Below are 24635 nucleotides of genomic sequence, written 5' to 3'. Positions count from 1 at the left end.
GTTTTATGGTAAGCCAGGTTGTGGTAAGACTTTTTTATTAAATAAAATAGAAAAAGATTTAAAAGAAAAAAATAAAAAGATTATATTATTAGAACAGCCATTTTATTCAGAATCAGGATTTTATACTGAATTGCACAGAAAAATTTTTAATGAATATATAGAGATTGAAAAATACGAAGATTTTTTAAGAATTTTTAAAGATAAAGTTACTCAAACTCCTGAAGAATTAAAATACGATGGATATATGGTAATGCTTGATGAAGCTCAAATGTATCCTAATATATTAATAGAAAAAATTAGACTATTATCAGATACTAGAATGTTTAAATTCTTATTTACAGTTCATAAGACAATTGCTGATGAGGATATTTTAGCTCAAGAGCATTTTACTACTAGAATTTGGGAAAGTATTGAACTTAGTGAATCTAGTGAAGATGAAATTAAAACTTATATTAATAAGAAATTAGAAACTTTAAAGAATGGTTTGGATAAAGGATTTTTTAGTAATAAAAATTATAAGTTTATATATAGCGTTACTAAAGGAAACTTAAGAACTGTTAATATGTTATTGTATAAAGCATTTGAAATATATGAATTTTACGAGCAAGAAAGATTTAGTGAGTTTAGTAATCCAAAAATCAATGAAAAAGTATTAGAAATGGCTGCTCTTGATAAAGGTTTATTAAATGCTTAATTTACATGAAGTTATAGAATTAGAAAATAAATGGAAAATTTATTCAAGTAAGAAAAAAAAGAAAAAGTATATCTTTTTATACATATTAGCTTTTATTATATTTGTTATTTTTATATCTGCTTTAATATATTTTGCATACTCAAAAGGTGCTAGCGAATTAGAAACTAATGTAAAAAAAAGTAATAATGAAGTTAAAAAGATTATAAATGATACTAAGGTTAAATTAGAAAAAGAAAAAATATTAGATAATAAAAATATTATCAATAAACCAGTAGAAGTAATTAGTAATAAGCTAGATAATGATAAAAAATTAGTAGATATGCCTAAACAAGAAGAAGTTAATACTACTACTTTATCAGATACTACAAATAATGAAACTATATCATTAAGCATTATGAATATAGATGTTAAAAACTCATCTTTTAAATCAAATACAAGTGAAACAAAATCAAGTAATATTAAAAATAATAACATTATTAAAAATATACCTAAAAATATAGAAACTAACACAATAGTTATTACTGATTTAAATTCTAAGGCTACACCTAAGGTAGAAAGCAAAAAAGAATTAGATGATTTAGAATATTTGAAATTAAAATTTTCTGAAACTAATAGTATATATTTTGCTTTAGATATAGCTGATGTGTATTATTCTAAAGGCGATTTTAAAAACGCTAGAGAATGGGCATTGACTGCAAATAAATTAGATGTTAAAAACGATAAATCTTGGGTTATGTTTGCAAAAGCAAGTTATAAATTAGGTTTAAAAGAGCAAGCTATTAATTCTTTAACTAATTATTTAAATTCTAATAGCTCAACTCGTGTTAAACAAACTTTAGACTTAATTAAAGAAGGTAAATTATGAGAAAAATTATTTTTTTATTAATAGCTTTAAATTGTTTTGCTATTAGTTTAGCAGACATTAATAAAGCTATTGAAAATCAAGAATATTCAAAAGTATGCAATAATTTAGTATATGATTTAGCTGTAAAAAATCAAGATGATGGATTGATGAATTTGTATGGTATTGCATGTTTAAGAACAGATTATATAAACAAATTATCAGCTGTTATTATTGCACTTAGAAATTCAAAAGAAGCAAGAGCTAATGCTGTTTACTATTCAACTATTTTATATAAGAAAAAATTATTGCATTCAGCACTAGTTGATAACCTTAATATAAGCTCTATTAAGCTACCTAAGTGTGATTATATTTTATCTGATATTTACGATGATTATATATTAGGTAATTATATAAAGGAAAATGATAAATATATTTTTAGATATAATGATAAAATCTATGAAATGAGTTTGAGATTTGATAAACCATTTACTAAGATGGTTTTAACTATTTTAAATTCAAACAATCAAATATTAGAAGTGAAAGAGTACTGGTAATGGAATTTGTAGATCGTTTAGGAGTTTTAGTATATAGAAGAAAAATGGAATTAAAAGACACTATTATGTCTTTTGAAAATCCACAAGATAAGTTAAATTATTTAAAAAGCGTTTTAGATGAAAGCACATTAGAATCTTTATTGATTGACCTTTATAAGACTAATGGTATTACTTTAGATGATATTGCATTACATTTTGAAATAGGTAATAAAGAATTTTTAGAAAAAATTGCACAAAAATTAAGATTTGAATATATAGATTTAGATTCGGTTGATATTAATTATAAGATTTCTGAAAAAATTCAGTATTCAGTTTTATCTAAATATGGATTTTTACCTTTTAAATAAGTTGAAATTCTTTTATTTGTAGACTATAAAGAACCATTTAATTTAGAAACTCAAGATAAAGTTCAACATTTATTTAGTAGAAAACTTGTTAAAAACTATGTCGCACATCCATCTCAAATTGATAGATATTTAAGTAAAATTCAATTAAATGAAAGCATAAAAGATATTATCAATGATATTAGAAAAGAATTAAGTTCTGATCCTACAATGACTGGTGGAGAGCAAGATAGCTCTGGAATTTTAAAATTAATTGAAGTTATCCTTAGAACTTGTATTGTAAATCGCTCAAGCGATATTCACATTGAACCAACCGAGACAAACTGCATTGTTCGTGGTAGGATTGATGGTATGCTAACTGAAATATTTATTTTTGATAAAGATATATATCCACCAATGGTTTCTAGAATGAAACTTTTATCAAATATGGATATTGCAGAAAAAAGAAAACCACAAGATGGTAGATTTTCTGCTAGGGTTTTAGATAAAGAATATGATTTTCGTATCTCAACATTACCTATTATAAATGGCGAAAGTATAGTTTTAAGGATACTTGATAAATCAAAGATTTTAATTAGTCTAGGCAATCTTGGAATGCACCCTACAAATCTTGAAAGATTTCAAGCAGCAATGCATGCACCTTATGGAATTATCCTTGTAACTGGTCCAACGGGAAGTGGTAAAACAACTACTCTTTATGCTGCGCTTAATGATATGAAAAGCGTTGAGACTAAAATCATCACGGTTGAAGACCCTGTAGAATATCAATTAAATTTAATTCAGCAAGTGCATGTTAATGAAAAAGCAGGACTAACATTTGCAGCTGCACTTAGGTCTATTCTAAGACAAGACCCTGATATTATAATGATAGGTGAGATTAGGGATGCTGAAACATTAACAATTGCTATTCAAGCAGCACTTACAGGACACTTAGTATTTTCAACTCTTCACACGAATGACGCAGTTTCAGCCGTTACTAGGATAGTTGATATGGGGGTTGAGCCTTATATGGTTAGTGGTGCATTAACAGCAATTGAAGCACAAAGACTTGTAAGAAAGCTTTGCCCTAATTGCAAGCAAGTTACAAAAATACCTGATAATTTTTATTCAAGAATTGAAAAGTATGTAAAAGAAGTGGAAAATCCACAATTTTATAAGCCTGTAGGTTGCCCTAAATGTTCTCAAACAGGCTATACTGGTCGTGAAATGATAAGTGAAATTCTACCAATCAGCGATAGAATTTCTTCTATGGTTGCAGCGGGTGCATCTAAAGAAGAGATTAGAAAAGTAGCTTATGAAGAAGGTTTTGTTGATATGTTTCATGATGGTATAGTAAGAGCTGCTAAAGGTGTTACTAGTGTTGATGAAGTATTAAGAGTTGCGAAAGAGTAATAAATGAAGAAATTTCAAGTTGAGTATATTAGTAAAGGACAAAAAAAGGTCTTAACTCTAACAGCGCAAAGCAAGGCAAGTGCTGTTGAACAAGCTAAAAATAAAAATTTAGGCCGTATAGTAAAGGCTGGCGAAGTTCAAACCGTTTCGCTAGGAAGTGCTGTTGATAAATTAAAAAATTTATCTTTTTTTAAACCTACTATAAAATTACCTGATTTGATTGCTTCAATTAACCAATTAGGTGTTATGGCTGGTGCTGGTATTTCTATCCATGATAGTGTGAGAGAAGTTGCAAATTCAAGTGCAAATAAAAGGGTAAAAGAGATTTTTTCTAAAGTTTATGAGGACTTGAATGCTGGTCTTAGTATAAGTTTATCACTTGAACCATTTCAAGCTGAATTAGGTGATATTACACTAGCTATGGTTAAGCTAGGTGAAAGCACTGGTAAATTGGGTGAAAGTTTAAAAAAACTTGCAGAAATTTTACAAGAATTATATGACAATCAACAAAAGTTTAAAAAGGCTTTAAGGTATCCTATAATAGTTGTTACAGCTATTGCTATAGCATTTACTATCTTAATGCTTGTTGTTGTTCCGCAGTTTAAGGAGATATTTGAACAATTAGGGGCTAATTTACCACCTGCTACTAAGGCTTTGTTATTTATTGAGCATACTTTAAGAAATTATGGGATATATGTTTTAGTTGTGCTTATTGGTGGGATATTTGCTAGTAAAAGATTTTATGGAATTAATGATAATTATAAAGCTTTAGTTGATAGATATGCTTTAAAAACTTATCTAATAGGAAAGATTATTTTATTTGCTACTATGAGTAGATTTAATCTTATTTTTACAGAGCTAGTAAGAGCAGGTATTCCTATTGCAGATGCACTTGATACTTCACTTAGAACAATATCTAATACAACTATGAAAAATAAATTAAATGCTACTAAAGTATCAATTTCAAGAGGGCTTAGCTTAACTGAATCTTTTAAAGAAACAGAACTTTATGAGAATATGCTTATTCAAATGATTAAAGCAGGCGAAGCCAGTGGTCAATTAGATGCAATGCTTGAAAAAGTTACTGGGTATTATAAGGAAAGATTTAATAATATTATAGATAACCTATCAAGCTATATTGAGCCAATTCTTATGTTATTTATTGCTGGTATGGTTCTTTTCTTAGCACTTGGTATTTTTATGCCTATGTGGGATTTAGGAAGCGCTGTAAAAAGCTAAATAAAATCTTTAGTCAAGAATTTGACTAAAGATAATACATTTCTTTATTAGTTTGAATTTACAATAATTTAACTAAGTTCTATACAATCACTAAGCTACAATATTTTTTAATTTGATAAATAGTTTTAATTTTAATGAATTAAAATAATCTTTGTAAGCTATTTGGTTTATAATATAAATTATAGATTTTGATAAGGTTTTATCTGTATTAGTAATTATTTAAAGGAGTTAAAATGACTAGAATATTAATGATTGAAGATGATTTAGAATTAGCAGAAATTTTAAAAGAATATTTAGAGCAATATGATATGAAAGTTGATATTGCTGATGAGCCATATATTGGATTGTCAAAATTAAATCTTACTACATATGATTTGATTATATTAGATTTAACATTGCCTGGAATGGACGGACTTGAAGTGTGTAAAGAAATTAGAAAAAAATATACAAGTCCAATTATAGTATCATCTGCAAGACACGATATAAATGATAAGGTAGAAGCTTTAGAATTAGGCGCTGATGATTATTTACCAAAACCGTATGATCCAAAAGAATTAAAAGCTAGAATTACATCACATTTAAGAAGATTTGAACAAATTCAAATAAGTGCAAACGAGCATAGCAACAAGACTTTAGAATATGATGAATTTAAACATGCTATTTATTTTAGAGGCAAAGAATTAGTTTTAACAAATGCAGAATTTGATATTTTAAGTTATTTAATTAAAAAAGAAGGTGGTGTAGTTAGCCGCGAAGAATTAATTTACAATTGTTCTTCAATTAATGAAGAAAGTTCTAATAAAAGTATAGATGTAATTATTTCTAGAATAAGACAAAAAATTAGTGATGATAGCAAAACTCCAACTCATATTCACGCAATTAGGGGAATTGGTTATAAGCTAACACAATGAAATCTAGTATTTTTTATGTAATTACTTTTATTTTTATATTAGCTACTTCAACTATAGGAATGGCGTTTATTTGGTTGATTAATTATGATAAGGATAATTATTCAAACGAACTAAACGCTAGATATTCTTACTTAGCGAATTTAAAACTCCAAGAATTAAATAATGCAATTACTGAAGATGAATTTAATTACAAACAAAATCAATTTAAACTTAAATTAATAGACCAAGATAGTAAAAAATTAATTTTATTTGATGCTATAACATTGGCTGAAGATAGTAATAACTTAGGAGCAAGTAAAATTCTTACAAGTAATGGCAAGAATTATTTATATATAATAGCAAATGATAAAGATTTCTTATATGAAGATACGAATTTTAATTCTTATAGATATATGAGTATTCAAATAATATTATGTATAGTTATTTTGGTTTTATTAATTAGTTATATATTCGTTATAGGTAAATTAAGACCTATTAGAAGACTTAAAAGACAAATTACAAAATTTGCTAGCAATGACTTAGATAATATAGAAAATATAAGCAAAGGTAATGATGAGATTTCTCAAGTTTCAGATGCTTTTTATCAAGCTATTAAAAAAATTAAAGATTTAAATACTTCAAGACAATTTTTTTTAAGAAATATAATGCACGAGCTTAAAACTCCAATTACAAAAGGTAGAATTACAGCTGAAATGCTAGAAGATACGAAATTTAAGCAAAGACTTATAAATGTATTTGATAGAATGGTTATTTTAATAGATGAATTAGCTGCAGTAGAGCAAATCACAAGTGGAGTTGCAAAAAATCCAAAGAAAATTTCAATTAATCACATTTTTAATGAAGCAAAAGAAATGTTGCTTTTAGAGAATGAAAAAATTAATATTATAAGTGATAATACTTTTGTAGTTTATGTTGATTTTAAATTATTTACAACTGCAATTAAAAATTTATTAGATAACGCTATTAAATATTCAGATGATAATGCTGTAAGAGTTATAATTTGCCATGAAAGTATAAAGTTTTATAACAAAGGTAAAAAATTAGATAAAAATATTGAGTATTATTTAGAGCCTTTTACTCAAGGTGGTAATAAGAGTTCAAATTCTTTTGGCTTGGGGCTTTATGTTGTAAATACGATTTTAGAAGCTCATAAATTGAAATTAAATTATAACTATGATAATGGTTATAATATTTTTGCTATTACTAATCTTGATAATATAATCAAAGAAGAAAAAACTCAAGAAAAATAACTTTTATTAACTTTAAAAAAGCTAAAATACCCGCTTATTTCACACACACCAATCCTTATTTGTTGCAACGCTAGTTGTATTTGGGTGTGGAGGTAAAAACAATTTTTTAAGGAGAAACCTATGGTTACAATGAGAGATTTATTAGAATGTGGTGTGCATTTTGGGCATCAAACAAGACGCTGGAATCCTAAAATGAAAAAGTTCATTTTTGGTGAAAGAAAAGGTATTTATGTAATTGATTTACAAAAAACAATTAGATATTTTAGATATACATACAATATCGTTCGTGATGCAGCAGCAGAAGGTAAAACAATTTTATTTGTTGGAACTAAAAAGCAAGCAACAGATGCTATTAAAGAATATGCAATTAAATGTGGAATGCCATATGTAAATCACAGATGGTTAGGCGGTATGATGACAAACTTTGAAACTATTCGCCAATCAATTAGAAAACTTGAAGTTATTGAAAGTATGCAAGAAGATGGAAGCATTAATTTATTAACTAAAAAAGAAGCATTAATGCTAAATCGTAAAAAAGAAAAATTATTAGATTATTTAGGCGGTATTAGAGACCTTAAAACTCGCCCTGATATGATTTTTGTAATTGATACAGTAAAAGAAAAAATTGCAGTTGCAGAAGCAAATAGATTAAAAATCCCAGTAGTAGCTCCAATTGATACAAACTGCGATCCTGATGTTGTAGATTTTCCTATCCCAGGTAATGATGATGCTATTCGTTCAGTTCAATTATTCTGCCAAGAAATGTGCGAAGCTATATTAGAAGGTAAAGCTTTAAGAGAACAAGATGGTGAAGTAGTTGAAAGAGCAGAAGTTAGCGAAGATGAAAAACAAGAAGTATTAGAAGAAGCTATGATGGAAGGGGAAATGTAATGGCAGAAATTACAGCAGCAATGGTAAAAGACCTGCGCGAAAGCACAGGTGCTGGAATGATGGATTGTAAAAACGCACTTAAAGAGTGTGATGGAGATATGCAAAAAGCGGTTGAATACTTAAGAGAAAAAGGCTTAAGTAAAGCTGCTAAAAAAGCTGATAGATTAGCAGCTGAAGGTTTAATTGGTGTTAAACTTTCAAATAATTTAGCAAGTTTAGTAGAAATCAATTCAGAAACTGACTTCGTTGCTAAAAATGATAAATTTATAGATTTAGTAAATAAAACAGTTGAGCAAGTTCAAGTTAGTGGAGTTTGCGATGTTGAAAGTTTATTAAATAGCAATATTGATGGGGCTAAATTTGAAGATTATCTAAAAAATCAAATCGCAACTATTGGAGAAAATTTAGTTGTAAGAAGATTTGCTACTTTAAAAGCAAATGATAATGAAGCTTTAAGTGGTTATTTACACACAAATGGTCGTGTAGGTGTTATCGTTAAGGCTAAATTTAATAATGCTGCTAATAAAGCAAAAGTTGAAGAATTTTTAAAACAACTTTGTATGCATATTGCAGCTATGAAACCAAGTGTTTTAAGTTATAAAGATTTAGATAAGGAATTTGTAGAAGCTGAATATAGAGCTTTATGTGCTGAACTTGAAAAAGAAAATGAAGAATTAGTTCGCCTTAAAAAGCCACTTCATAAAATTCCACAATTTGCAAGTAGATTACAAATTACTGATGCAGTTTTAAAGAAAGCTGAAGAAGATATAAAAGCTGAATTAAAAGCTCAAAATAAACCAGAGCAAATTTGGGATAAAATTGTTCCTGGTCAAATGGCAAGATTTATAGCTGATAACTCAATTTTAGATTCTCGCCTTACATTAATGGGACAATTTTATGTAATGGATGATAAGAAAACTATAGAGCAAGTTATTGCTGATAAATCAGCTGAATTAAAAGATGAATTAGTAATTGAAAGCTTCGTAAAATATGAAGTTGGCGAAGGCTTAGAAAAGAAAAACGAAGATTTCGCAGCAGAAGTTGCAGCTCAAATGGGTAATTAATGTTAAAAGCAAGCGGTATTGGTAAAAAATACGATGCCGTTTTATTTAACAATTTAAATTTAACTTTAAATCCGCAACAAACTTTAGCCGTCTTAGGCAAAAGTGGTTGCGGAAAATCTACATTATTGCATATTTTATCAACACTTTTAGCACCTGATAGCGGGGAAGTCTTTTATAAAGATAAGAATATTTATAAACTTAGCGAAGATGAAAGATTATTAATAAGAAGAAATGATTTTGGAATTATTTTTCAGCAGCATTATCTTTTTAAAGGATTTTCAGCTTATGAAAATATTGAATTAGCAAGTGTTTTATCAAATAATAAAATAGATGATGAGATAATTAATTTTTTAGGTATTAAAGAAATTCTAAATAAAAAAGCAAATGAATTAAGTGGCGGAGAGCAACAAAGAGTAAGTATTGCTAGAGTTCTTTGCAAAAAACCTAAAATTATTTTTGCTGATGAGCCAACTGGAAATCTTGACCCAACAAATGCAAAAATAGCTATGAAATTATTGATTGATTATGTTAAATTAAATAATTCAGCATTGTTTTTAATTACTCACGATGAAAATTTAGCTTTAATGTGTGATGATATTTTAAGGATAAATAATGAGTAAGTTAGTTTTTTTAAGTGGAGCTGGTCTTAGTGCCCCATCTGGCTTAAGCACTTTTAGAGATAATGATGGTTTGTGGGAGCAATATGATTTAGATATAGTTTGTAATTATCAAACTTGGATTAAAAATTTTAATTTAGTTCATGAGTTTTATAATAAAAGAAGACTTGAATTAAGAAAAGTTAAACCTAATAAAATGCACGAAAAAATTGCTGAAATATCAAGGCATTTTGAAGTTATTAATTTTACTCAAAATGTTGATGATTTATTAGAGCGTGCAGGGTGTGAAAATGTAATTCACTTGCACGGAAAATTATTAGAATTACACTGCACTAATTGTAATGATATTACTAAGCTTAATTTAAATGATGATTTGGAATTTAAATTTGAAAATTGTAAAAAATGCCAAAGTAAATTAATTAAGCCTAGTGTGGTGTTTTTTGGAGAACAAGCGCCATTTTATACTGATTTATATTCAACATTTTATAATCTTAATGAAGATGATTTGGTGGTTATCATAGGAACAAGTGGTGCAGTTATTAATATAAATTATTTATTAAGGTTTGCAAAATCTAAAAACATACTAATTAATTTAGAAAAAAATAAATATATAAATGAAGCTTTATTTTCTCATATTATTTATAAATCTTGTGATGAATGTATAGATGAATTAGAGCAAATTATTCAAGAATGGAACTCGTAAGATTATTTAGTGAGCAAAACATAGTTTTGTTTATGCTATTACTTGCTAGAATGAGCGGACTTTGCTTGTTTTTTCCATTTTATTCGCATTTACAAATTCCTGTGGTTATTAAGTCTAGTTTTGTTATTATTATGACTTTTTTTTTCTATCCATTAGCACATACTAATATAACGCCAAATTATTTAGTTATTGCTCTTATAACTGAGCTTTTGTTAGGACTTGTTGCAGGTCTTTGTTTGCAGCTTACTTTTACGATTTTACAAATGAGTGGAGAACATATTAGTTTTATTATGGGTTTTTCTATGGCTAGTGTGCTTGACCCAAATACTGGTGCAAATACTCCTATCATTGGTCACTTTATTTCTCTTGTTGCATTGCTTTTGTTTTTAGCTTATGATGGACATCATTTGGTTTTATTATTTTGGGCAAAGAGTTTAAATGGTATTGCTTTAGGTGATTTTGCTTTGCATGATGGTTGGTTTAGACAGATAATGAATGAGACTAAAGACATATATTTAATTGGTCTTAGCCTTGCGTTTCCAATAATTGCTATATCAATGCTTAGTGATTTTGTATTTGGTTTGCTTATGAAAACAATGCCACAATTTAACCTTTTAGTGGTAGGCTATCCTATAAAAATAACGATAGCATTTATTGTTTTGATGACAATTTTAGCTACAATCTTGTTTTATTTTAAAGAATTGGTTTTAAAAGTGTTTTTACAACTTGAACTATTTGTAAGTTAGGAAGGTATAATGAATGCAATATTAATTAATAAAAATCCAGCAATTTCAAGATTAATAAGCCTTAGTTTGCAAAAATTAAATATTACTTATAAAGAAATAAATAATTTAGAAGAGCTTGAACCTTGTGATATTATTATAGCTGATAATGAGTGTGAAGTTGATATTAAATTATGTCAACAAATGTCTAAAAAACTAATTCTTATATTAGCAAAAAATGAAACAAGTAATGATGCAATAGTTATTCATAAACCATTTTTACCTACTGATTTTATAGATTTGATAAATAGTTTTAAAGACGAATTAAAAGAAGATTTTAATACTAGCGATTTAGATAATATTGATTTATTAAGTGATGATATTGATTTGGAAGAATTTAAAATAGATAATATCACTGATTTAGATAGTTTAGACTTGAATGATTTTGGTAATAGTTTAGGTTTAGAAACTAAGCTTGATTTAGATAATACTGATGAATTAAATTCTATAGATGATTTTAACATAGATAGTATTGAAGAACTTGATAATTTAAATAATGATGAATTATTACAAGATTTAGATAGTTCTAATGATTTAACTTCTTTAGATGATGAATTACTGCAAGATTTAGAGAATTTAGATGATGTTGATAATAAATTTAGTGAAGAATTGGATAATATTGAAGAACTTGATAATTTAAATAATGATGAAGTATCTCAAGGTTTAGATGATATTAATAATGAATTAGATGAGAATTTAAGCGCTCTTGATGATTTAAATTCTTTAGATGATGAATTAGATACTAAATTATCTGATTTTAATGAAGATGAGAATTTAAATAATGATGAACTATCACAAGATTTAGATAGTTCTAATGATTTAACTTCTTTAGATGATGAGTTACCACAAGATTTAGATGATACTAATGATGAATTAGATGAGAATTTAAGCACTCTTGATGATTTAAATTCTTTAGATAATGAATTAGATACGAAATTATCTGATTTTAACGAAGATGAGAATTTAAATAATGATGAACTATCGCAAGATTTGGATACTTTAAGTGATATTGAGAATTTAGATGAATTAAGTAATGCTATTGTTTTAGAAGAAGATTTAAAAACTACGAAAGACATAGATGATTTAGAAGAGAATTTAAATAATGATTTAAATTTAGATGATTTGAATAATATTGATGAATTTTCATTACCTGAAAGTTTTGAAGAATTAAGTAGAGATTATCAAGATTTATTGCAAGATGATATTGATTTTACAAGTTCAAATGATTTAGAAGAAGATATAAACAATAGTTATGAAGATGATAATTTTAAAGATTTAGAAGATGATTTAAATACAGAAATAACAAATGATTTTGATGTTGTTACGGGTGATTTAGATGTAGCTGAAGATATGAAAGATGATTTTAATGATAGTGGTTTAGAAGAAGAATTTGAAGATGTGAAAGAAGATTTGAATGTTAATAATAATTTAGAAGATGTTCAAGATAATGAATTAGGTTCTTTAGCTGCTTTTGATGATATTAAAGATGATATTGAAGATATTCAAGAAATTGTAGGAGATGAAAAAGTGAGTGATTTTGATGATTTAAATGAAATTGAAATTAAAAAAGCGTTAGGGGAGGAAGTTGTAGAATTATTAAACAATAATGAAGATATAAAAGAAAAAAATAATGATTTTACTAATAGCATAGAAGCAAATGTTGATGATGACATTAGTGAAGTTAGCGAAAATGTTACAAAAGCAGTAAATCAAGTTATTATCAATAGCACAAAAGGCACGAAAAATCGTATAAAAGATATAAATATATCAATTAATATAAGTTTTAAAGATTAATTATGGCAGGAATTTTATTAATATCAGGCCCAAGTGGTGCGGGCAAAAGCACACTATTAGAGCGTTTAGCACAAGATTATAATGATTTTTATTTTTCAATATCAGCAACCACTAGAGCTCCTAGAGCAGGAGAAAAAGAGGGTGTAAATTACTATTATTTGACCCACGAAGAATTTGAATTAGGAATTAAAAATGATGAATTTTTAGAATATGCTAATGTTCATGGGAATTATTATGGAACGCCATTAAAACCAATTTATGACGCTTTAGAAAATGGTAAGAATGTTATTTTAGATATAGATGTTCAAGGCTTTAGAATAGTAAAAGATAAATTAGGTAAAGATTTTTTATCAGTTTTTATAAGTCCTGAGAATGAAAAAGTATTAAAAGAACGCCTTGTTTCTCGTGGCACAGAAAATCCTGATGTAATTGCTAAAAGACTTCATAATGCAACTGCTGAAGTTCAAGCTATTGGAAGATATGATTTTTTTATTATAAATGATGATTTGGAAAAAGCTTATAAAGAGCTTAAATTACTTTACCAAGCAGCAAACTTAAAAGTGTTAAATAAAGACATTAAAAAATTTATTTCAGAATGGAAAAAAGGAGAATAATATGGGAATAGGTAGTGGATGGCACTGGATTATTGTTTTATTAGTAATCATTTTATTATTTGGTGGTAAAAAATTACCAGAACTTGCAAAAGGCTTAGGAAAAGGTATTAAAACATTTAAAAAAGAAATGGCAGATGATACTACTGCAAAGCCTGTGAATGAAATTGATGAATTAGCTGATAATACTAAAAAAACTGAAGCTAATGAAGTAAAAAGCGAGCAAAAAGCCTAATGCTAAAGGAAAGTATTAAAGAGTATTTATCAAAAGTATTAGAATGCGAATTTAGTTTAGAAAGTCCAAAAGATAGAAATTTAGCTCATTTTGCAATGCCTTGCTTTAGCTTTGCAAAAGAGCTTAAATTAGCCCCAAATAAAATTGCAGCAGATTTTGCAGAAAAATTGAAAAATTGTGAGATTTTTAGCAGTGTTGAAGCAGTGAATGCTTATGTCAATTTCAAATTATCAAATGATTTTTTAGATAAATTATGTAAAAATGCTTTAAATAACCCAGAAGATTTTGCAAAAAGTCCTAAAAAAAATTATAAAATCTTGCTTGAATATGTAAGTGCAAATCCTACAGGACCGCTTCACATAGGGCACGCAAGGGGTGCTATTTATGGAGATAGTTTAAATAAAATTGCAAAACATTTAGGCTATACATTTGATACAGAATATTATGTAAATGATGCAGGTAATCAAATAGATTTATTAGGCGAAAGCGTTATTTTAGCTATAAGAGATTTTGTTTTAAAAGAAAATGTTGAATATCCTGAAAGCTTTTATGGTGGCGAGTATATGCAAGAACTTGCTAGGATTTTTTATGATAAATTTAAAGATGATTTTATAAATAACAAAACCAAAATAGCAAGTTTAGCTAAAGATGAAGTCTTAAAAGAAATCAAGCAAACTTTAGCAAATGCTAGAATTAAGATTGATAATTATGTAAGCGAAACTGCTTATTATCCAAAGCTTGAAGAAACTTTAGAAAAATTAAAAAAAGCCGAAGCAACATATTTAAAAGATGATAAATTATATTTAGCATCTACAAAATACGGAGATGACTTAGATAGAGTTATCGTGCGTGAAGATGGTAGGGGGACTTATTTAGCAGCTGATATTGTTTATCACGATGATAAATTAAGTAGGGGATATGATAAAGTTATTAATATATGGGGAGCTGATCATCACGGCTACATTGCTCGTGTAAAAGCTGCTATGAGTGCTTTAGGGCACGATGCTAATAATCTTGAAGTAATCCTAGCTCAAATGGTTAATTTGCTAAAAAACGGACAACCTTATAAAATGAGTAAAAGAAAAGGTAATGTAATTTTATTTAGCGATGTTTTAGATGATATTGGCGTAGATGCTTTAAGATATATTTTTATAAGTAAGCGTTGTGATAGTCCGCTTGAGTTTGATGTAGATGAGTTTAAAAAGCAAGATAATTCAAATCCTATTTTTTATATAAACTACGCACACGCAAGAATTCATCAAATATTTGCAAAAGCTAATAAAAACTTTAATGATGTAATTAATGTTAGTTTAAGTAATTTTAAAGATGAAAATGCACTTAATTTATTATTTGATGCTTTAGCTTTAAATGATGTTTTAGAAGACGCTTTTAATAGTAGAACTCTTTCTAAATTATGCGATTATTTAAAACAAATCGCAAGTTCATTTCATAAAATTTATAATGAAACTAGAGTTGTTGGACATGAAAACGAAGAGCAATATTTAAAAATATTTGCTCAAGTTGCTTTATGTATAAAAACAGGTTTTAGCTTAATTGGTATAAATGCAGTAAGTAGAATGGAAAAAGAGTGAGTAAAAAACACAACAAATCCCCAGAGCAAGTAGCTTTGGGGGTAAATAAAATTTATAAAAGTAAAAAAATAGAAAGTTATGTAGTATTAGTAGTTTTAGCATTTTGTTCTTATGCTATTGGTGAATTAAGCTTTTTTAAGAACTTTGGAATATCAGCTTTAATAATTGCCGTAATTTTGGGAGCTGTTATTGGAAATTTCGCACATCATAATGTAAGCTTATTAAAAAAAACAGGTGCTTTAGGAGTATGCACTAAGCAGATTTTAAGACTAGGGATTATTCTTTATGGTTTTAGAATTTCTTTAAGTGATATTGAAAGCATTGGTTTAAGTGGAGTTGGACTTGCTTTTTTTATAGTTTTTTCTACATTTTTTATTGGCTTATTAATAGGAAAATTATTAAAAATAGACTTTTTACAATCAGCATTAATTGCTAGTGGTTCTAGTATTTGTGGAGCTGCTGCTGTTTTAGCTAGTGAGAGTGTGCTAAAAGGTGGTTCGGCAAGAGTTGGTATAGCAGTTTGCACCGTAGTTGTGTATGGTTGTATTGGAATGTTTGTTTATCCATTGGTTCAAAATCTATTTGATTTAGATGGTAGATTATTTGGCTTTTTAGTAGGCGGGACTTTACACGAAGTTGCACATGTTGTAGGAGCGGGTTCTAGTATAGGAGTTGATGGGGCAAATTCAAGTATAGTTATAAAAATGGTAAGAGTTTTAATGCTTGTTCCATTTTTATTAATGCTTAGTTTTGGATTTAAAAAAGAAGAAAAAAAAGGCAATTTCTTAAATCAAATTCCTTGGTTTGCTTTAGGATTTTTACTAGCTTGTGGCATATCAAGTTTGCCTATTTTAAATACAGAATATGCTTTAAATGTTATAAAGCCTAATATTGCTATTTTTGATACATTTTTATTAAGTTTAGCAATGGTGGCACTTGGAGTAAATATTAGAAAGGATATGTTAAGCAAAGCTGGTCTTAAGCCATTTATTATGGCAGCAATTTTATGCGTATGGTTAGTGGTTGCAGCTTATGCTTATATAAAGGTGTTTTGTTAATGAGAGCAGAATGGCAAAAATGTGAATATATATTATTAGCATTACCTCATAAAGATAGTGATTGGTCGCCTTATTTAAATGAGATTTTAAATTCTTATTTAGAATTTGCAAAAGCTATTACAAATCATTGTAAGGTGCTTTTAGTTCATCACGAAAGTGCAAATCTTGATGAGTTTAAAAAGTTAAATAATATAGAGTTTTATTGTTTTAATACTAATGATACTTGGATTAGAGATTTTGGTCCAATTGATAATAATTTGGATTTTGTTTTTAATGCTTGGGGGAATAAATTTAGTTCTAATTTAGACAATGCTTTTAATGAAAATTTGTTTAAAAATTATCTTAAAAAAGACCTAAATAAAATTGATTTTATTTTAGAAGGTGGTAGCATTGATACTAATGGCAAGGTATTATTGACAACTACTGAATGTTTATTAAACGATAATAGAAATCAACAAAGCAAAGAAGAAATAGAAAATACACTTAAAAAATATTTAAAAGTTCAAGAAGTTTTATGGCTTGAAAATGGTGTAATTATAGGTGATGATACGGATTCTCATGTGGATACTTTAGCTAGATTTATTGATGAAAATACTATCGCTTATAGTTCTTGCGAAGATGAAAATGATGAAAATTACGCTAGTTTAAAAGCCTTAGAAGATGAGCTTAAAAAAACTAAATATAATCTAATCTCACTACCAATTCCTAGCCCAAAACATTATAATGGCAAAAGATTAGGCTGCACTTATGCTAATTTTGTGTTTGTAAATGACGCTTTAATAGTGCCTTGTTATGATGATAAAAATGATGAATTAGTAAGACAAAAATTACAAAAAGCTTTACCTAATCATAAAATTATTTTAGTAAATGCCTTAGTCTTCGTAAGGCAAAATGGCTCATTACATTGTTCTTGTATGAATATATTTGAAGAATAATTTTATTTTCATAATTACTCTTTTTAATTAATTTTTTAATTTATAATAAAATTTTTATTTTAAAAACAAGGGGTAATTATGAAAAATATTTTAGATTTAGTAGGCAATACACCAGTAGTTAAACTCAATGCTTTAACAAATGATAAGATGGCTCAAGTTTATGTAAAACTTGAGAAATTTAATTTAAGTGGTAGTGTAAAAGATAGAGCTGCTTTAGCTATGATAGAAGAAGCTAAATTACAAGGAAAATTAAATTCTAATTCAATCATTTTAGAGCCAACTAGTGGAAATACAGGTATTTCTTTAGCGTTGATTGCTAGATTAATGGGCTATAAAGCTTGCATAGTAATGCCTGATACTATGAGTAAAGAAAGGCGAGATTTAATAAAAACTTTCGGAGCTGATTTAATTCTTACGAGTGGAAAAGATGGTATGAAAGGTGCTATTAATAAAGCTTTAGAATTAGCAAAGAGTGATAATAGATATATAATCTTACAACAATTTGAAAATCCAGCAAATACAAAAGCGCATTATACGAAAACAGCAGAAGAAATCATAAAAGAATTTAAAACTCTTGATTATTTTGTAGCAGGAGTAGGCACAGGCGGGACTATTAGTGGTGTTGGTAAGAGATTAAAAGAGCATTTTAAAGATATTAAAGTAATAGCAATAGAGCCAGAGCAATCTCCAATGCTTAGTAAAAATACAGCAGGAGCGCATAAAATTCAAGGAATAGGGGCTGGATTTGTTCCTGCTATTTATGATGCTAGTGTGGTTGATGATATTGTTTGTGTAGATGAAGCTGATGCAATTAATATGGTAAGATTATTAGCTAGTAAAGAAGGATTATTATTAGGAATTTCATCTGGTGCTAGTATATTTGCAGCTTTAGAATTGGCAAAAACTTTACCAAATGATAAAAAGATTTTAGCAATAGCTCCTGATGGCGGAGAAAAATATATTTCTATGGGGATTTTTGATGTTTGATAATTTAAAATATGATTTAGAAAATATTTTAAAAAACGACCCAGCAGCAAGGAATAAATTAGAAGTTTTTTTATTATATCCTGGTGTGCATTCTGTGTTGTTTCATCGTTTAGCGCATTTTATGTATAAGAAAAAATTATTTTTTATAGCTAGATTTATATCTCAATTTTCAAGATTTTTAACAGGTATAGAAATACACCCAGGAGCAATAATTGGCAAAGGCTTATTTATTGACCACGGAATGGGAGTTGTGATTGGAGAAACGACTATTATAGGAGATAATGTTACTATTTATCACGGGGTTACTTTAGGTGGCACAGGTAAAGTTAGTGGTAAAAGACATCCTAGTATTGAAGATGGAGTAATAATTGGAGCAGGTGCTACTATCTTAGGCAATATCACAATTGGTAAAAATGCAAAAATCGGTGCGAATGCTACTATTTTAAAAAATGTATCGCCAAATACAACAATGGTAGGAACTATAGGAAAGGAAATAATCAAGAATATAAAATAACTAGAATTTGATAATATCTTGAAAACTTATAAGGATAAAAATATGTTAAAAATTGGTTTAGTATCACAAAAATATAGCGAAAATATGAGAGAAATCACAAAAGCAAAGATTAAAAATGTTGCTAAAAAAGGTGCAAAATTAGTAATTTTACAAGAATTACACCAAAGTGCTTATTTTTGCCAAGTGCAAAATACTAATAATTTTGACCTAGCTAGTGATTATGAAAATGATTTGATTTTTTGGAGCGAAGTAGCAAAAGATAATAATATCGTATTAGTTACATCTTTATATGAAAAACGCCTAGAAGGTTTATATCACAATACTGCTATAGTTTATGAGAGTGATGGAAGTATTGCAGGAAAATATCGTAAAATGCATATACCTGATGATCCGCATTTTTATGAGAAATTTTATTTTACTCCAGGTGATTTAGGTTTTCGTGCGATTGATACAAGTGTAGGAAAATTAGGAGTTTTAGTATGTTGGGATCAGTGGTATCCTGAAGCTGCAAGACTTATGGCTTTAGATGGAGCGCAGATTTTAATATATCCTACAGCTATTGGTTGGCTTTATGAAAACGGCGTTAGTGATGATAGTGAAACTATGCAAGACCAATTAAATGCGTGGCTAGGCGTTCAAAGAGGACATGCAATAGCTAATTGTTTGCCTGTTGTGGGGGTAAATCGTGTTGGTTTTGAAGATGTAAGTCTTAGTGGCGAAAGCAGCATTACTCAAAATGAGAAAAAACATTTTATAAATAACAATGAAACTACTAAAAATGGTATTGATTTTTGGGGTAATAGTTTTGTATATGATGCACAAGGTAAAGAGCTATTTAGAAGCAATGAAAGCGAAGAGCTTGAAGTAGTAGTTGCTATAGATATGAAAAAATGCGAACAAATAAGACGCTGGTGGCCGTTTTTAAGAGATAGAAGAATAGAACATTATTCTAATCTAACAAAAAGAGCTATAAAAGAATAAATCATTTTGGAATTTAATTAGGAATTAGCATTAAGCTAATTTCTAATTGCTAGGATATTTTATGGCTTTTAAAAATGCAATTATTGATGATAGATTAGAGAAGAAATATTCTTTTGTAGATATTTGTATTAAGCATACTAATGATTGGTATCTCAAACAACATCATAAATTTCCTTTTGAAGAACGCATTGTAATAGATGAAGAATTAGACTGCTGGTTTATGAATTGTATGTATTTTGATGACCCAGAACTAGACCATGCAAAACTTAATAAATCTTTGTGGATTTTATATTATAAAGGCGAACATATAAGGATAATTTTAGATTATGATATCAAACAAGAGATTGATAATGTAGTTTATAATAGAGTTTATAAAATCCTTTCTATAAGAGATAATAAAACATTAAATGAAAAAGAAATAATAGCTTTATTAAGAGAAATATTAGCTGTTTATAAATGGAATGGAAGCTTAAATAATGATAAAGAATTTAAAGCATATATAATAGATGAAGTGTTTGAAGATATTTTGTAAAAAAATTAAATCATTTTAAAAATATAAAGGATGAAAATGTTTTATAAAGAATGTGAGCTTTGCTCTTGTAAGATTTCAAAATTAAAATTATATACCTATAAAAAGGATTTAGGAATTTATACTTTAAAATGTCCTAATTGCAATGCTTCTTATGGATTGAAACTTAAAGTATATTTTGTAATGATTTATGCTATTTTGAATGAGATTTTAGGATGGTCTGTGTTTTTGCTACCATTTTTTTGTGTGTTTTTATGCAGTGATTTTGTGAGTAAGAATGCTGTCTTTTTAATCTTTGTATGGCTTGTATCTTTTCTAGGTATTGGGCTTTTTGTGGTAATACTTGAGCATTATTTAAATTTATTTATATTTTCTAAATTTGTCTTAATTGATGATAATGAGAAGTTAGAAGTTAAAAAAACTAGATTAATTAAATTAAAAGATTTTTTCATAAAGCTTATAAAAAGATGAAAATGTTTTATAAAGAATGCGAGTTTTGCTCTTATAATATTTCAAAGTTAAAATCATTTTCTTATAAAAAAGACTTAGGTATTCATACCTTGCAATGTCCTAATTGTAAGGTTTCATATATTTTAAAAGGCAAAATATCAAGATTAAAAATTAGCGAAATGATAAATATTATTTTTGGTCTGTTAGATTTTAGTATTGCATTTTTTATAGCTAGGGCTTTTGTTTATGATAATATTTTAATTTTTATAATTTTGTTTTTCTTAGTTTTTGTGATTTTATCTTTTATGTTCTCTATTATTCAGCGTTATTTGGATTTATTAGTATTTGCAAATTTAAGTTTAATTAAAGATATAAAAACTAAAGATAATTGGCTTAAAAAAATAAAATATTATATTTTTTATAAAAGCTAATTCTTATTTTAAATTCCATAAAATTTTAAAGAATTAAAATATGAATTTTATTTTCAAAAAAGGAGAAATAATGGCTTTTAAAAACGCAATTATTGATGATAGATTAGATAAAAAATACTCACTTTCTTATATCTACGGAGAACATACTAATAGTTGGTATGGCAGACAACATCATAATTTTCCTTATGATTGGCGTATTGTAATAGATGAAGAATTAGACTGCTGGTTTATGAATTGTATGTATTTTGATGACCCTGAGCTGGGCCTTACAAAACTTAATAAATCTTTGTGGATTTTATATTATAAAGGCGAGCATATAAGGATAATTTTAGATTATGATATTAGTCAAGAGATTGATAATGTAGTTTATGACAAAGTCTATAAAATCCTTTCTATAAGAGATAATAAAACATTAAACGAAAAAGAAATAATAGCTTTATTGAAAGAAATATTAGCTGTTTATAAATGGGACGGAAGCTTAGATGAAAAAGAAGAATGCACAATTTATGTAAGAGAAGAAGTATTTAAAGATGAAGTGTAAAAGAATTTGATTGTTGGTTTAAAGATTTTATTTTTTAGTTTTTTGATTAATAAATTATGCTTTAAAAAGTTAAAGGCATAATTTATTTAATCTTTTATTAATCTTCTATCAATTTATATCCTAATGACGCATTATATATTATAAAACTATGGCAAGTATCAACTTGAAATTTATCAGAATCAGATTTAGGTTCTAAATCTACATTGTCATACCATTTTTTACACCAATCAGGCAAGCAAGCATCTTGTATAACATAGCCTACTTCTACAACTTTATTATTTCTAGGGTCTGTTTTGAACGCACATTTTTTACCATAATTCATATTTCCTTGAGTTACTATGGTTTTATCAGGATATGTTCTTATGATTTTAGCTGTGTTAGTATTAGAATTGTTGTTATGGTTTATAACATTATTTACATTTAAAAGTTCTGGCATAACGCAACCTGTAGATATAAAACATAACGCACTAGCCATCATTATATTAATTTTTTTACTCATTTTCTCTCCTTTATATTAGTTTTTTATTTTAATAATATAATACTTATAATTGACTTAATACAGAATATCAAAATTAATACTTCATTTTTTTAAATTCTCTTAGTTTTATTTATTTTTTGTAAATTTGTAACAATTTTGTAATTTTTTACGATTTTTATGCTTATTTTTCACATTAAATTCACATAAAAATCCTAGCATTTTCTTAAATCAATTTAAGGAGAAGTTATGAAAACTAAAATTAGTATGATTTTATTATTATCATCTTTTGCATTTGCGATAGACCCAAGTGTGAATAAAACCAAATCAGAAACAGGCATTAAACAAGCTAAAATGAATTGGGTAGTGCCGAGTGCTATGAATGATGATGGGTATTTAGATGAAGAAAAATTACCTAAAGGCTCAAAATATATTGAAGCGGTGATTTTAGGCAATAAAATCCTAAATGAAACCACATATTACATAGGTCCAAAGGCAAAAGATGAGAGTAAAAGATATGCAGGAAATAATTTATCTTGCAGCAGCTGTCACGCAAATGGCGGGACTATTCCTTATGAATCAGGTTTTGTAGGAATTTATGCTAGATTTCCACAATACTTAGCTAGAGGCGATGTAGTCGCTACTCTTGAAAATCGTATAAATGGCTGTATGGAACGCTCTATGAATGGTAAGCCATTGCCTATTAATTCAGTAGAGATGAAAGCAATTGTAACTTATATGCACTATTTAAGCCAAGGTGTGCCAGTAGGTGCTAATGTTGAAGGGCAAGGACTTACTCAAGTAAAATTATTAAATAGAGCAGCTGATCCTAAAAAAGGTAAAGTTATTTATGAAGAAAAATGCTCGGCTTGTCACGGCGAAGATGGGGCAGGTATAACGAATGACGAGCAAAAAGGTGGATATTATGTATATCCTGCTTTATGGGGAGATGATAGCTATAACACAGGTGCTGGAATGTATAGACTAATAAAAGCAGCTTCGTATATTAAAGGTAATATGCCAAAAGGTGATGCTACTTTAAGTGATGAAGAAGCTTTTGATGTAGCAGCTTATATTAATTCAAAACCAAGACCAATTAAGGCTAATCGTGAAGCAGATTTTCCTGATAGAAGGACAAAACCACTTGATATGGATGTAGCTCCTTATGATGATGATTTTAGCATAGAGCAACATAGATTTGGACCTTATATAAAAATGCAAGAAGTTAGCAAATCTAAAGCAAAATAAGTAAAAAAGGAATTTCAATTTTGAAATTCCTAAAATCTTAATTAAATTTAACATTATTTATATTTTTAAATTTTAAAATTATGCTTAATTTAAAGTTTCAAAAGGAGTATGTAATGTTAAAAACTATAAAAGCAAAACTTGGTTTTGTTATTATTTTAGGATTGTTTGTTTTATTTTTGATGCTTTATTTATTTTACAATAATAATCAAAAGACAATTCAAGCTAATTCAAATGAGGTAGCAAGAATTATGCAAGTTGATATAGAAGAAAAATTAAAAATATCAACTGATGCAATGATTAATGCGCTTTCAATTCATTTAAAAGATTTACAGAGTGAAAAAGAGAAAATTGATTATATAGCACAAGCTATAGAAAATTTTAGATTTGACAATGGTAATGGGTATTTTTTCGTTTATAAAGATACCACAGCAGTAGCTCACCCAGTTAGCAAAAAGCTAATAGGACAAGATTTAAAGGGAATGCAAGCTCCTGATGGGACTTTTTTTATTCAAGAATTAAGCAAAAAGGCTAATTCTGGTGGTGGTTTTGTAACCTTTCCTTTCCCTAAACCAGGCACTGATATTACAGCACCAAAATTATCTTATGTAGCATTAATACCTAATACAAATTCTTTATGGATTGGAACAGGTGTTTATTTAGATGAGATTGATAAGAATACTCACGAGTTAGAAAATTTAATCAATAGTAGTTTTGTTACGACATCTATTATTGCTTTATTTGTATTTATAGTGGTTTTTATCCCTTATATTGTATATGCGATGATGCTAATAGTAAAATCTTTAAGCAAATTAAATAATGGTATTAACGAATTCTTCTCTTTCCTAAACCACGAAAAAGAAGACGCTCACGAAATCATCTTACATTCTAAAGACGAATTTGGCTCTATGGCAAAAGCAATCAATGATAATATAGAAAAAACTAAATTATCTTTATTAAAAGATGAAGAAG

At 27.6% G+C, this 24635-nt stretch carries 27 protein-coding genes and 1 pseudogene; 27 read left to right on the top strand and 1 reads right to left on the bottom strand.

Annotation, left to right across the window (positions count from 1 at the left end; translation table 11 throughout):
* The 25 genes and pseudogenes from KJQ97_RS05045 to KJQ97_RS04925 all read left to right on the top strand — a co-directional run.
* Window positions 1–694, top strand: a 694-nt coding sequence (locus KJQ97_RS05045) for an ATP-binding protein (RefSeq protein ID WP_214120157.1), incomplete at its 5' end; no start/stop codon positions are given.
* Complete coding sequence (locus tag KJQ97_RS05040) at window positions 687–1559, top strand: CDC27 family protein (RefSeq protein WP_214120156.1); 873 nt, start codon at window positions 687–689, stop codon at window positions 1557–1559. The genes KJQ97_RS05045 and KJQ97_RS05040, both read left to right, overlap by 8 nt.
* Window positions 1556–2092: a hypothetical protein gene (locus KJQ97_RS05035; RefSeq protein ID WP_214120155.1), complete on the top strand. Its 537-nt coding sequence runs from the start codon at window positions 1556–1558 to the stop codon at window positions 2090–2092. The genes KJQ97_RS05040 and KJQ97_RS05035 overlap by 4 nt, the downstream gene beginning before the upstream one ends.
* 104 nt (window positions 2093–2196) lie before the next feature.
* Window positions 2197–3828, top strand: a pseudogene (locus tag KJQ97_RS05030) (GspE/PulE family protein); the annotation flags it as partial.
* Between the two features lie 3 nt (window positions 3829–3831).
* Window positions 3832–5067 carry a type II secretion system F family protein gene (locus KJQ97_RS05025; RefSeq protein WP_214115743.1) on the top strand — a complete coding sequence of 412 codons (1236 nt, stop codon included), beginning with the start codon at window positions 3832–3834 and terminating at the stop codon, window positions 5065–5067.
* 233 nt (window positions 5068–5300) lie between these two features.
* Window positions 5301–5978, top strand: coding sequence for a response regulator transcription factor (locus tag KJQ97_RS05020; RefSeq protein ID WP_214115742.1), 678 nt, complete (start codon window positions 5301–5303; stop codon window positions 5976–5978).
* Window positions 5975–7228 carry an ArsS family sensor histidine kinase gene (locus KJQ97_RS05015; protein WP_214120154.1) on the top strand — a complete coding sequence of 418 codons (1254 nt, stop codon included), beginning with the start codon at window positions 5975–5977 and terminating at the stop codon, window positions 7226–7228. The genes KJQ97_RS05020 and KJQ97_RS05015 overlap by 4 nt, the downstream gene beginning before the upstream one ends.
* A gap of 120 nt (window positions 7229–7348) precedes the next feature.
* Window positions 7349–8119, top strand: coding sequence for a 30S ribosomal protein S2 (gene rpsB, locus KJQ97_RS05010; protein ID WP_214115740.1), 771 nt, complete (start codon window positions 7349–7351; stop codon window positions 8117–8119).
* On the top strand, window positions 8119–9183 hold the full coding sequence (gene tsf / locus KJQ97_RS05005; RefSeq protein ID WP_214120153.1) for a translation elongation factor Ts: 1065 nt from the start codon (window positions 8119–8121) through the stop codon (window positions 9181–9183). Before rpsB ends, tsf begins: the two co-directional genes overlap by 1 nt.
* The gene (locus tag KJQ97_RS05000) at window positions 9183–9803 is read left to right on the top strand and encodes an ABC transporter ATP-binding protein (protein ID WP_214120152.1); all 621 of its coding nucleotides are present in this window, start codon (window positions 9183–9185) and stop codon (window positions 9801–9803) included. Before tsf ends, KJQ97_RS05000 begins: the two co-directional genes overlap by 1 nt.
* Complete coding sequence (locus KJQ97_RS04995; protein ID WP_214120151.1) at window positions 9796–10503, top strand: SIR2 family NAD-dependent protein deacylase; 708 nt, start codon at window positions 9796–9798, stop codon at window positions 10501–10503. The genes KJQ97_RS05000 and KJQ97_RS04995 overlap by 8 nt, the downstream gene beginning before the upstream one ends.
* On the top strand, window positions 10491–11249 hold the full coding sequence (fliR, locus tag KJQ97_RS04990) for a flagellar biosynthetic protein FliR (protein ID WP_214120150.1): 759 nt from the start codon (window positions 10491–10493) through the stop codon (window positions 11247–11249). The genes KJQ97_RS04995 and fliR overlap by 13 nt, the downstream gene beginning before the upstream one ends.
* Before the next feature lie 9 nt (window positions 11250–11258).
* Window positions 11259–13079 (top strand): hypothetical protein, encoded by a 1821-nt coding sequence (locus KJQ97_RS04985; protein ID WP_214120149.1) that lies wholly within the window; start codon window positions 11259–11261, stop codon window positions 13077–13079.
* 2 nt (window positions 13080–13081) lie between these two features.
* Window positions 13082–13693: a guanylate kinase gene (gene gmk / locus KJQ97_RS04980; RefSeq protein ID WP_214115734.1), complete on the top strand. Its 612-nt coding sequence runs from the start codon at window positions 13082–13084 to the stop codon at window positions 13691–13693.
* A gap of 1 nt (window position 13694) precedes the next feature.
* On the top strand, window positions 13695–13925 hold the full coding sequence (gene tatA, locus KJQ97_RS04975; RefSeq protein ID WP_214115733.1) for a twin-arginine translocase TatA/TatE family subunit: 231 nt from the start codon (window positions 13695–13697) through the stop codon (window positions 13923–13925).
* A complete protein-coding gene (gene argS, locus KJQ97_RS04970; RefSeq protein WP_214120148.1) occupies window positions 13925–15517 on the top strand; it encodes an arginine--tRNA ligase in 1593 nt (530 codons plus the stop codon). The genes tatA and argS overlap by 1 nt, the downstream gene beginning before the upstream one ends.
* Window positions 15514–16575: a YeiH family protein gene (locus KJQ97_RS04965; protein WP_239803498.1), complete on the top strand. Its 1062-nt coding sequence runs from the start codon at window positions 15514–15516 to the stop codon at window positions 16573–16575. Before argS ends, KJQ97_RS04965 begins: the two co-directional genes overlap by 4 nt.
* Window positions 16575–17510, top strand: coding sequence for an agmatine deiminase family protein (locus KJQ97_RS04960; protein ID WP_214120147.1), 936 nt, complete (start codon window positions 16575–16577; stop codon window positions 17508–17510). The genes KJQ97_RS04965 and KJQ97_RS04960 overlap by 1 nt, the downstream gene beginning before the upstream one ends.
* 78 nt (window positions 17511–17588) lie before the next feature.
* Window positions 17589–18497 carry a cysteine synthase A gene (cysK, locus tag KJQ97_RS04955; RefSeq protein WP_214115730.1) on the top strand — a complete coding sequence of 303 codons (909 nt, stop codon included), beginning with the start codon at window positions 17589–17591 and terminating at the stop codon, window positions 18495–18497.
* A complete protein-coding gene (epsC, locus tag KJQ97_RS04950) occupies window positions 18490–19011 on the top strand; it encodes a serine O-acetyltransferase EpsC (protein WP_214120146.1) in 522 nt (173 codons plus the stop codon). The genes cysK and epsC overlap by 8 nt, the downstream gene beginning before the upstream one ends.
* A gap of 42 nt (window positions 19012–19053) precedes the next feature.
* A complete protein-coding gene (locus KJQ97_RS04945) occupies window positions 19054–19992 on the top strand; it encodes a carbon-nitrogen hydrolase (RefSeq protein ID WP_214115728.1) in 939 nt (312 codons plus the stop codon).
* A gap of 61 nt (window positions 19993–20053) precedes the next feature.
* Window positions 20054–20524 (top strand): hypothetical protein, encoded by a 471-nt coding sequence (locus tag KJQ97_RS04940; RefSeq protein WP_214120145.1) that lies wholly within the window; start codon window positions 20054–20056, stop codon window positions 20522–20524.
* Window positions 20525–20560: 36 nt separating this feature from the next.
* Window positions 20561–20992 carry a hypothetical protein gene (locus KJQ97_RS04935; protein WP_214120144.1) on the top strand — a complete coding sequence of 144 codons (432 nt, stop codon included), beginning with the start codon at window positions 20561–20563 and terminating at the stop codon, window positions 20990–20992.
* A 2-nt stretch (window positions 20993–20994) separates the two neighbouring features.
* On the top strand, window positions 20995–21402 hold the full coding sequence (locus KJQ97_RS04930) for a hypothetical protein (RefSeq protein ID WP_214120143.1): 408 nt from the start codon (window positions 20995–20997) through the stop codon (window positions 21400–21402).
* A gap of 70 nt (window positions 21403–21472) precedes the next feature.
* A complete protein-coding gene (locus KJQ97_RS04925; RefSeq protein WP_214120142.1) occupies window positions 21473–21943 on the top strand; it encodes a hypothetical protein in 471 nt (156 codons plus the stop codon).
* A gap of 97 nt (window positions 21944–22040) precedes the next feature.
* Here KJQ97_RS04925 and KJQ97_RS04920 read toward each other — a convergent pair whose 3' ends face one another.
* Window positions 22041–22442, bottom strand: coding sequence for a hypothetical protein (locus KJQ97_RS04920; protein WP_214120141.1), 402 nt, complete (start codon window positions 22440–22442; stop codon window positions 22041–22043).
* A 225-nt stretch (window positions 22443–22667) separates the two neighbouring features.
* Here KJQ97_RS04920 and KJQ97_RS04915 point away from each other — a divergent pair, with 225 nt between their 5' ends.
* Window positions 22668–23666 carry a c-type cytochrome gene (locus KJQ97_RS04915; RefSeq protein ID WP_214115725.1) on the top strand — a complete coding sequence of 333 codons (999 nt, stop codon included), beginning with the start codon at window positions 22668–22670 and terminating at the stop codon, window positions 23664–23666.
* 113 nt (window positions 23667–23779) lie between these two features.
* A partial coding sequence (locus tag KJQ97_RS04910) for a cache domain-containing protein (protein WP_214120140.1) occupies window positions 23780–24635 on the top strand: 856 nt, incomplete at its 3' end.

It is taken from the genome of Campylobacter sp. 2018MI01 (genome assembly GCF_018501205.1).
Lineage (GTDB): Bacteria > Campylobacterota > Campylobacteria > Campylobacterales > Campylobacteraceae > Campylobacter_E.
This window is presented reverse-complemented; position numbering and strand designations above follow the sequence as displayed.

Coding starts and splice junctions, on each gene's coding strand:
- KJQ97_RS04940 (WP_214120145.1), top strand. CDS start 20,054: ATGGCTTTTAAAAATGCAATTATTGATGATAGATTAGAGAAGAAATAT.
- epsC (WP_214120146.1), top strand. CDS start 18,490: ATGTTTGATAATTTAAAATATGATTTAGAAAATATTTTAAAAAACGAC.
- KJQ97_RS04925 (WP_214120142.1), top strand. CDS start 21,473: ATGGCTTTTAAAAACGCAATTATTGATGATAGATTAGATAAAAAATAC.
- KJQ97_RS04920 (WP_214120141.1), bottom strand. CDS start 22,442: ATGAGTAAAAAAATTAATATAATGATGGCTAGTGCGTTATGTTTTATA.
- cysK (WP_214115730.1), top strand. CDS start 17,589: ATGAAAAATATTTTAGATTTAGTAGGCAATACACCAGTAGTTAAACTC.
- KJQ97_RS05000 (WP_214120152.1), top strand. CDS start 9,183: ATGTTAAAAGCAAGCGGTATTGGTAAAAAATACGATGCCGTTTTATTT.
- KJQ97_RS04995 (WP_214120151.1), top strand. CDS start 9,796: ATGAGTAAGTTAGTTTTTTTAAGTGGAGCTGGTCTTAGTGCCCCATCT.
- KJQ97_RS05015 (WP_214120154.1), top strand. CDS start 5,975: ATGAAATCTAGTATTTTTTATGTAATTACTTTTATTTTTATATTAGCT.
- KJQ97_RS05025 (WP_214115743.1), top strand. CDS start 3,832: ATGAAGAAATTTCAAGTTGAGTATATTAGTAAAGGACAAAAAAAGGTC.
- argS (WP_214120148.1), top strand. CDS start 13,925: ATGCTAAAGGAAAGTATTAAAGAGTATTTATCAAAAGTATTAGAATGC.
- KJQ97_RS05040 (WP_214120156.1), top strand. CDS start 687: ATGCTTAATTTACATGAAGTTATAGAATTAGAAAATAAATGGAAAATT.
- KJQ97_RS04915 (WP_214115725.1), top strand. CDS start 22,668: ATGAAAACTAAAATTAGTATGATTTTATTATTATCATCTTTTGCATTT.
- fliR (WP_214120150.1), top strand. CDS start 10,491: ATGGAACTCGTAAGATTATTTAGTGAGCAAAACATAGTTTTGTTTATG.
- KJQ97_RS05035 (WP_214120155.1), top strand. CDS start 1,556: ATGAGAAAAATTATTTTTTTATTAATAGCTTTAAATTGTTTTGCTATT.
- tsf (WP_214120153.1), top strand. CDS start 8,119: ATGGCAGAAATTACAGCAGCAATGGTAAAAGACCTGCGCGAAAGCACA.
- gmk (WP_214115734.1), top strand. CDS start 13,082: ATGGCAGGAATTTTATTAATATCAGGCCCAAGTGGTGCGGGCAAAAGC.
- KJQ97_RS04935 (WP_214120144.1), top strand. CDS start 20,561: ATGTTTTATAAAGAATGTGAGCTTTGCTCTTGTAAGATTTCAAAATTA.
- KJQ97_RS04960 (WP_214120147.1), top strand. CDS start 16,575: ATGAGAGCAGAATGGCAAAAATGTGAATATATATTATTAGCATTACCT.
- tatA (WP_214115733.1), top strand. CDS start 13,695: ATGGGAATAGGTAGTGGATGGCACTGGATTATTGTTTTATTAGTAATC.
- KJQ97_RS04930 (WP_214120143.1), top strand. CDS start 20,995: ATGTTTTATAAAGAATGCGAGTTTTGCTCTTATAATATTTCAAAGTTA.
- KJQ97_RS05020 (WP_214115742.1), top strand. CDS start 5,301: ATGACTAGAATATTAATGATTGAAGATGATTTAGAATTAGCAGAAATT.
- KJQ97_RS04945 (WP_214115728.1), top strand. CDS start 19,054: ATGTTAAAAATTGGTTTAGTATCACAAAAATATAGCGAAAATATGAGA.
- rpsB (WP_214115740.1), top strand. CDS start 7,349: ATGGTTACAATGAGAGATTTATTAGAATGTGGTGTGCATTTTGGGCAT.
- KJQ97_RS04985 (WP_214120149.1), top strand. CDS start 11,259: ATGAATGCAATATTAATTAATAAAAATCCAGCAATTTCAAGATTAATA.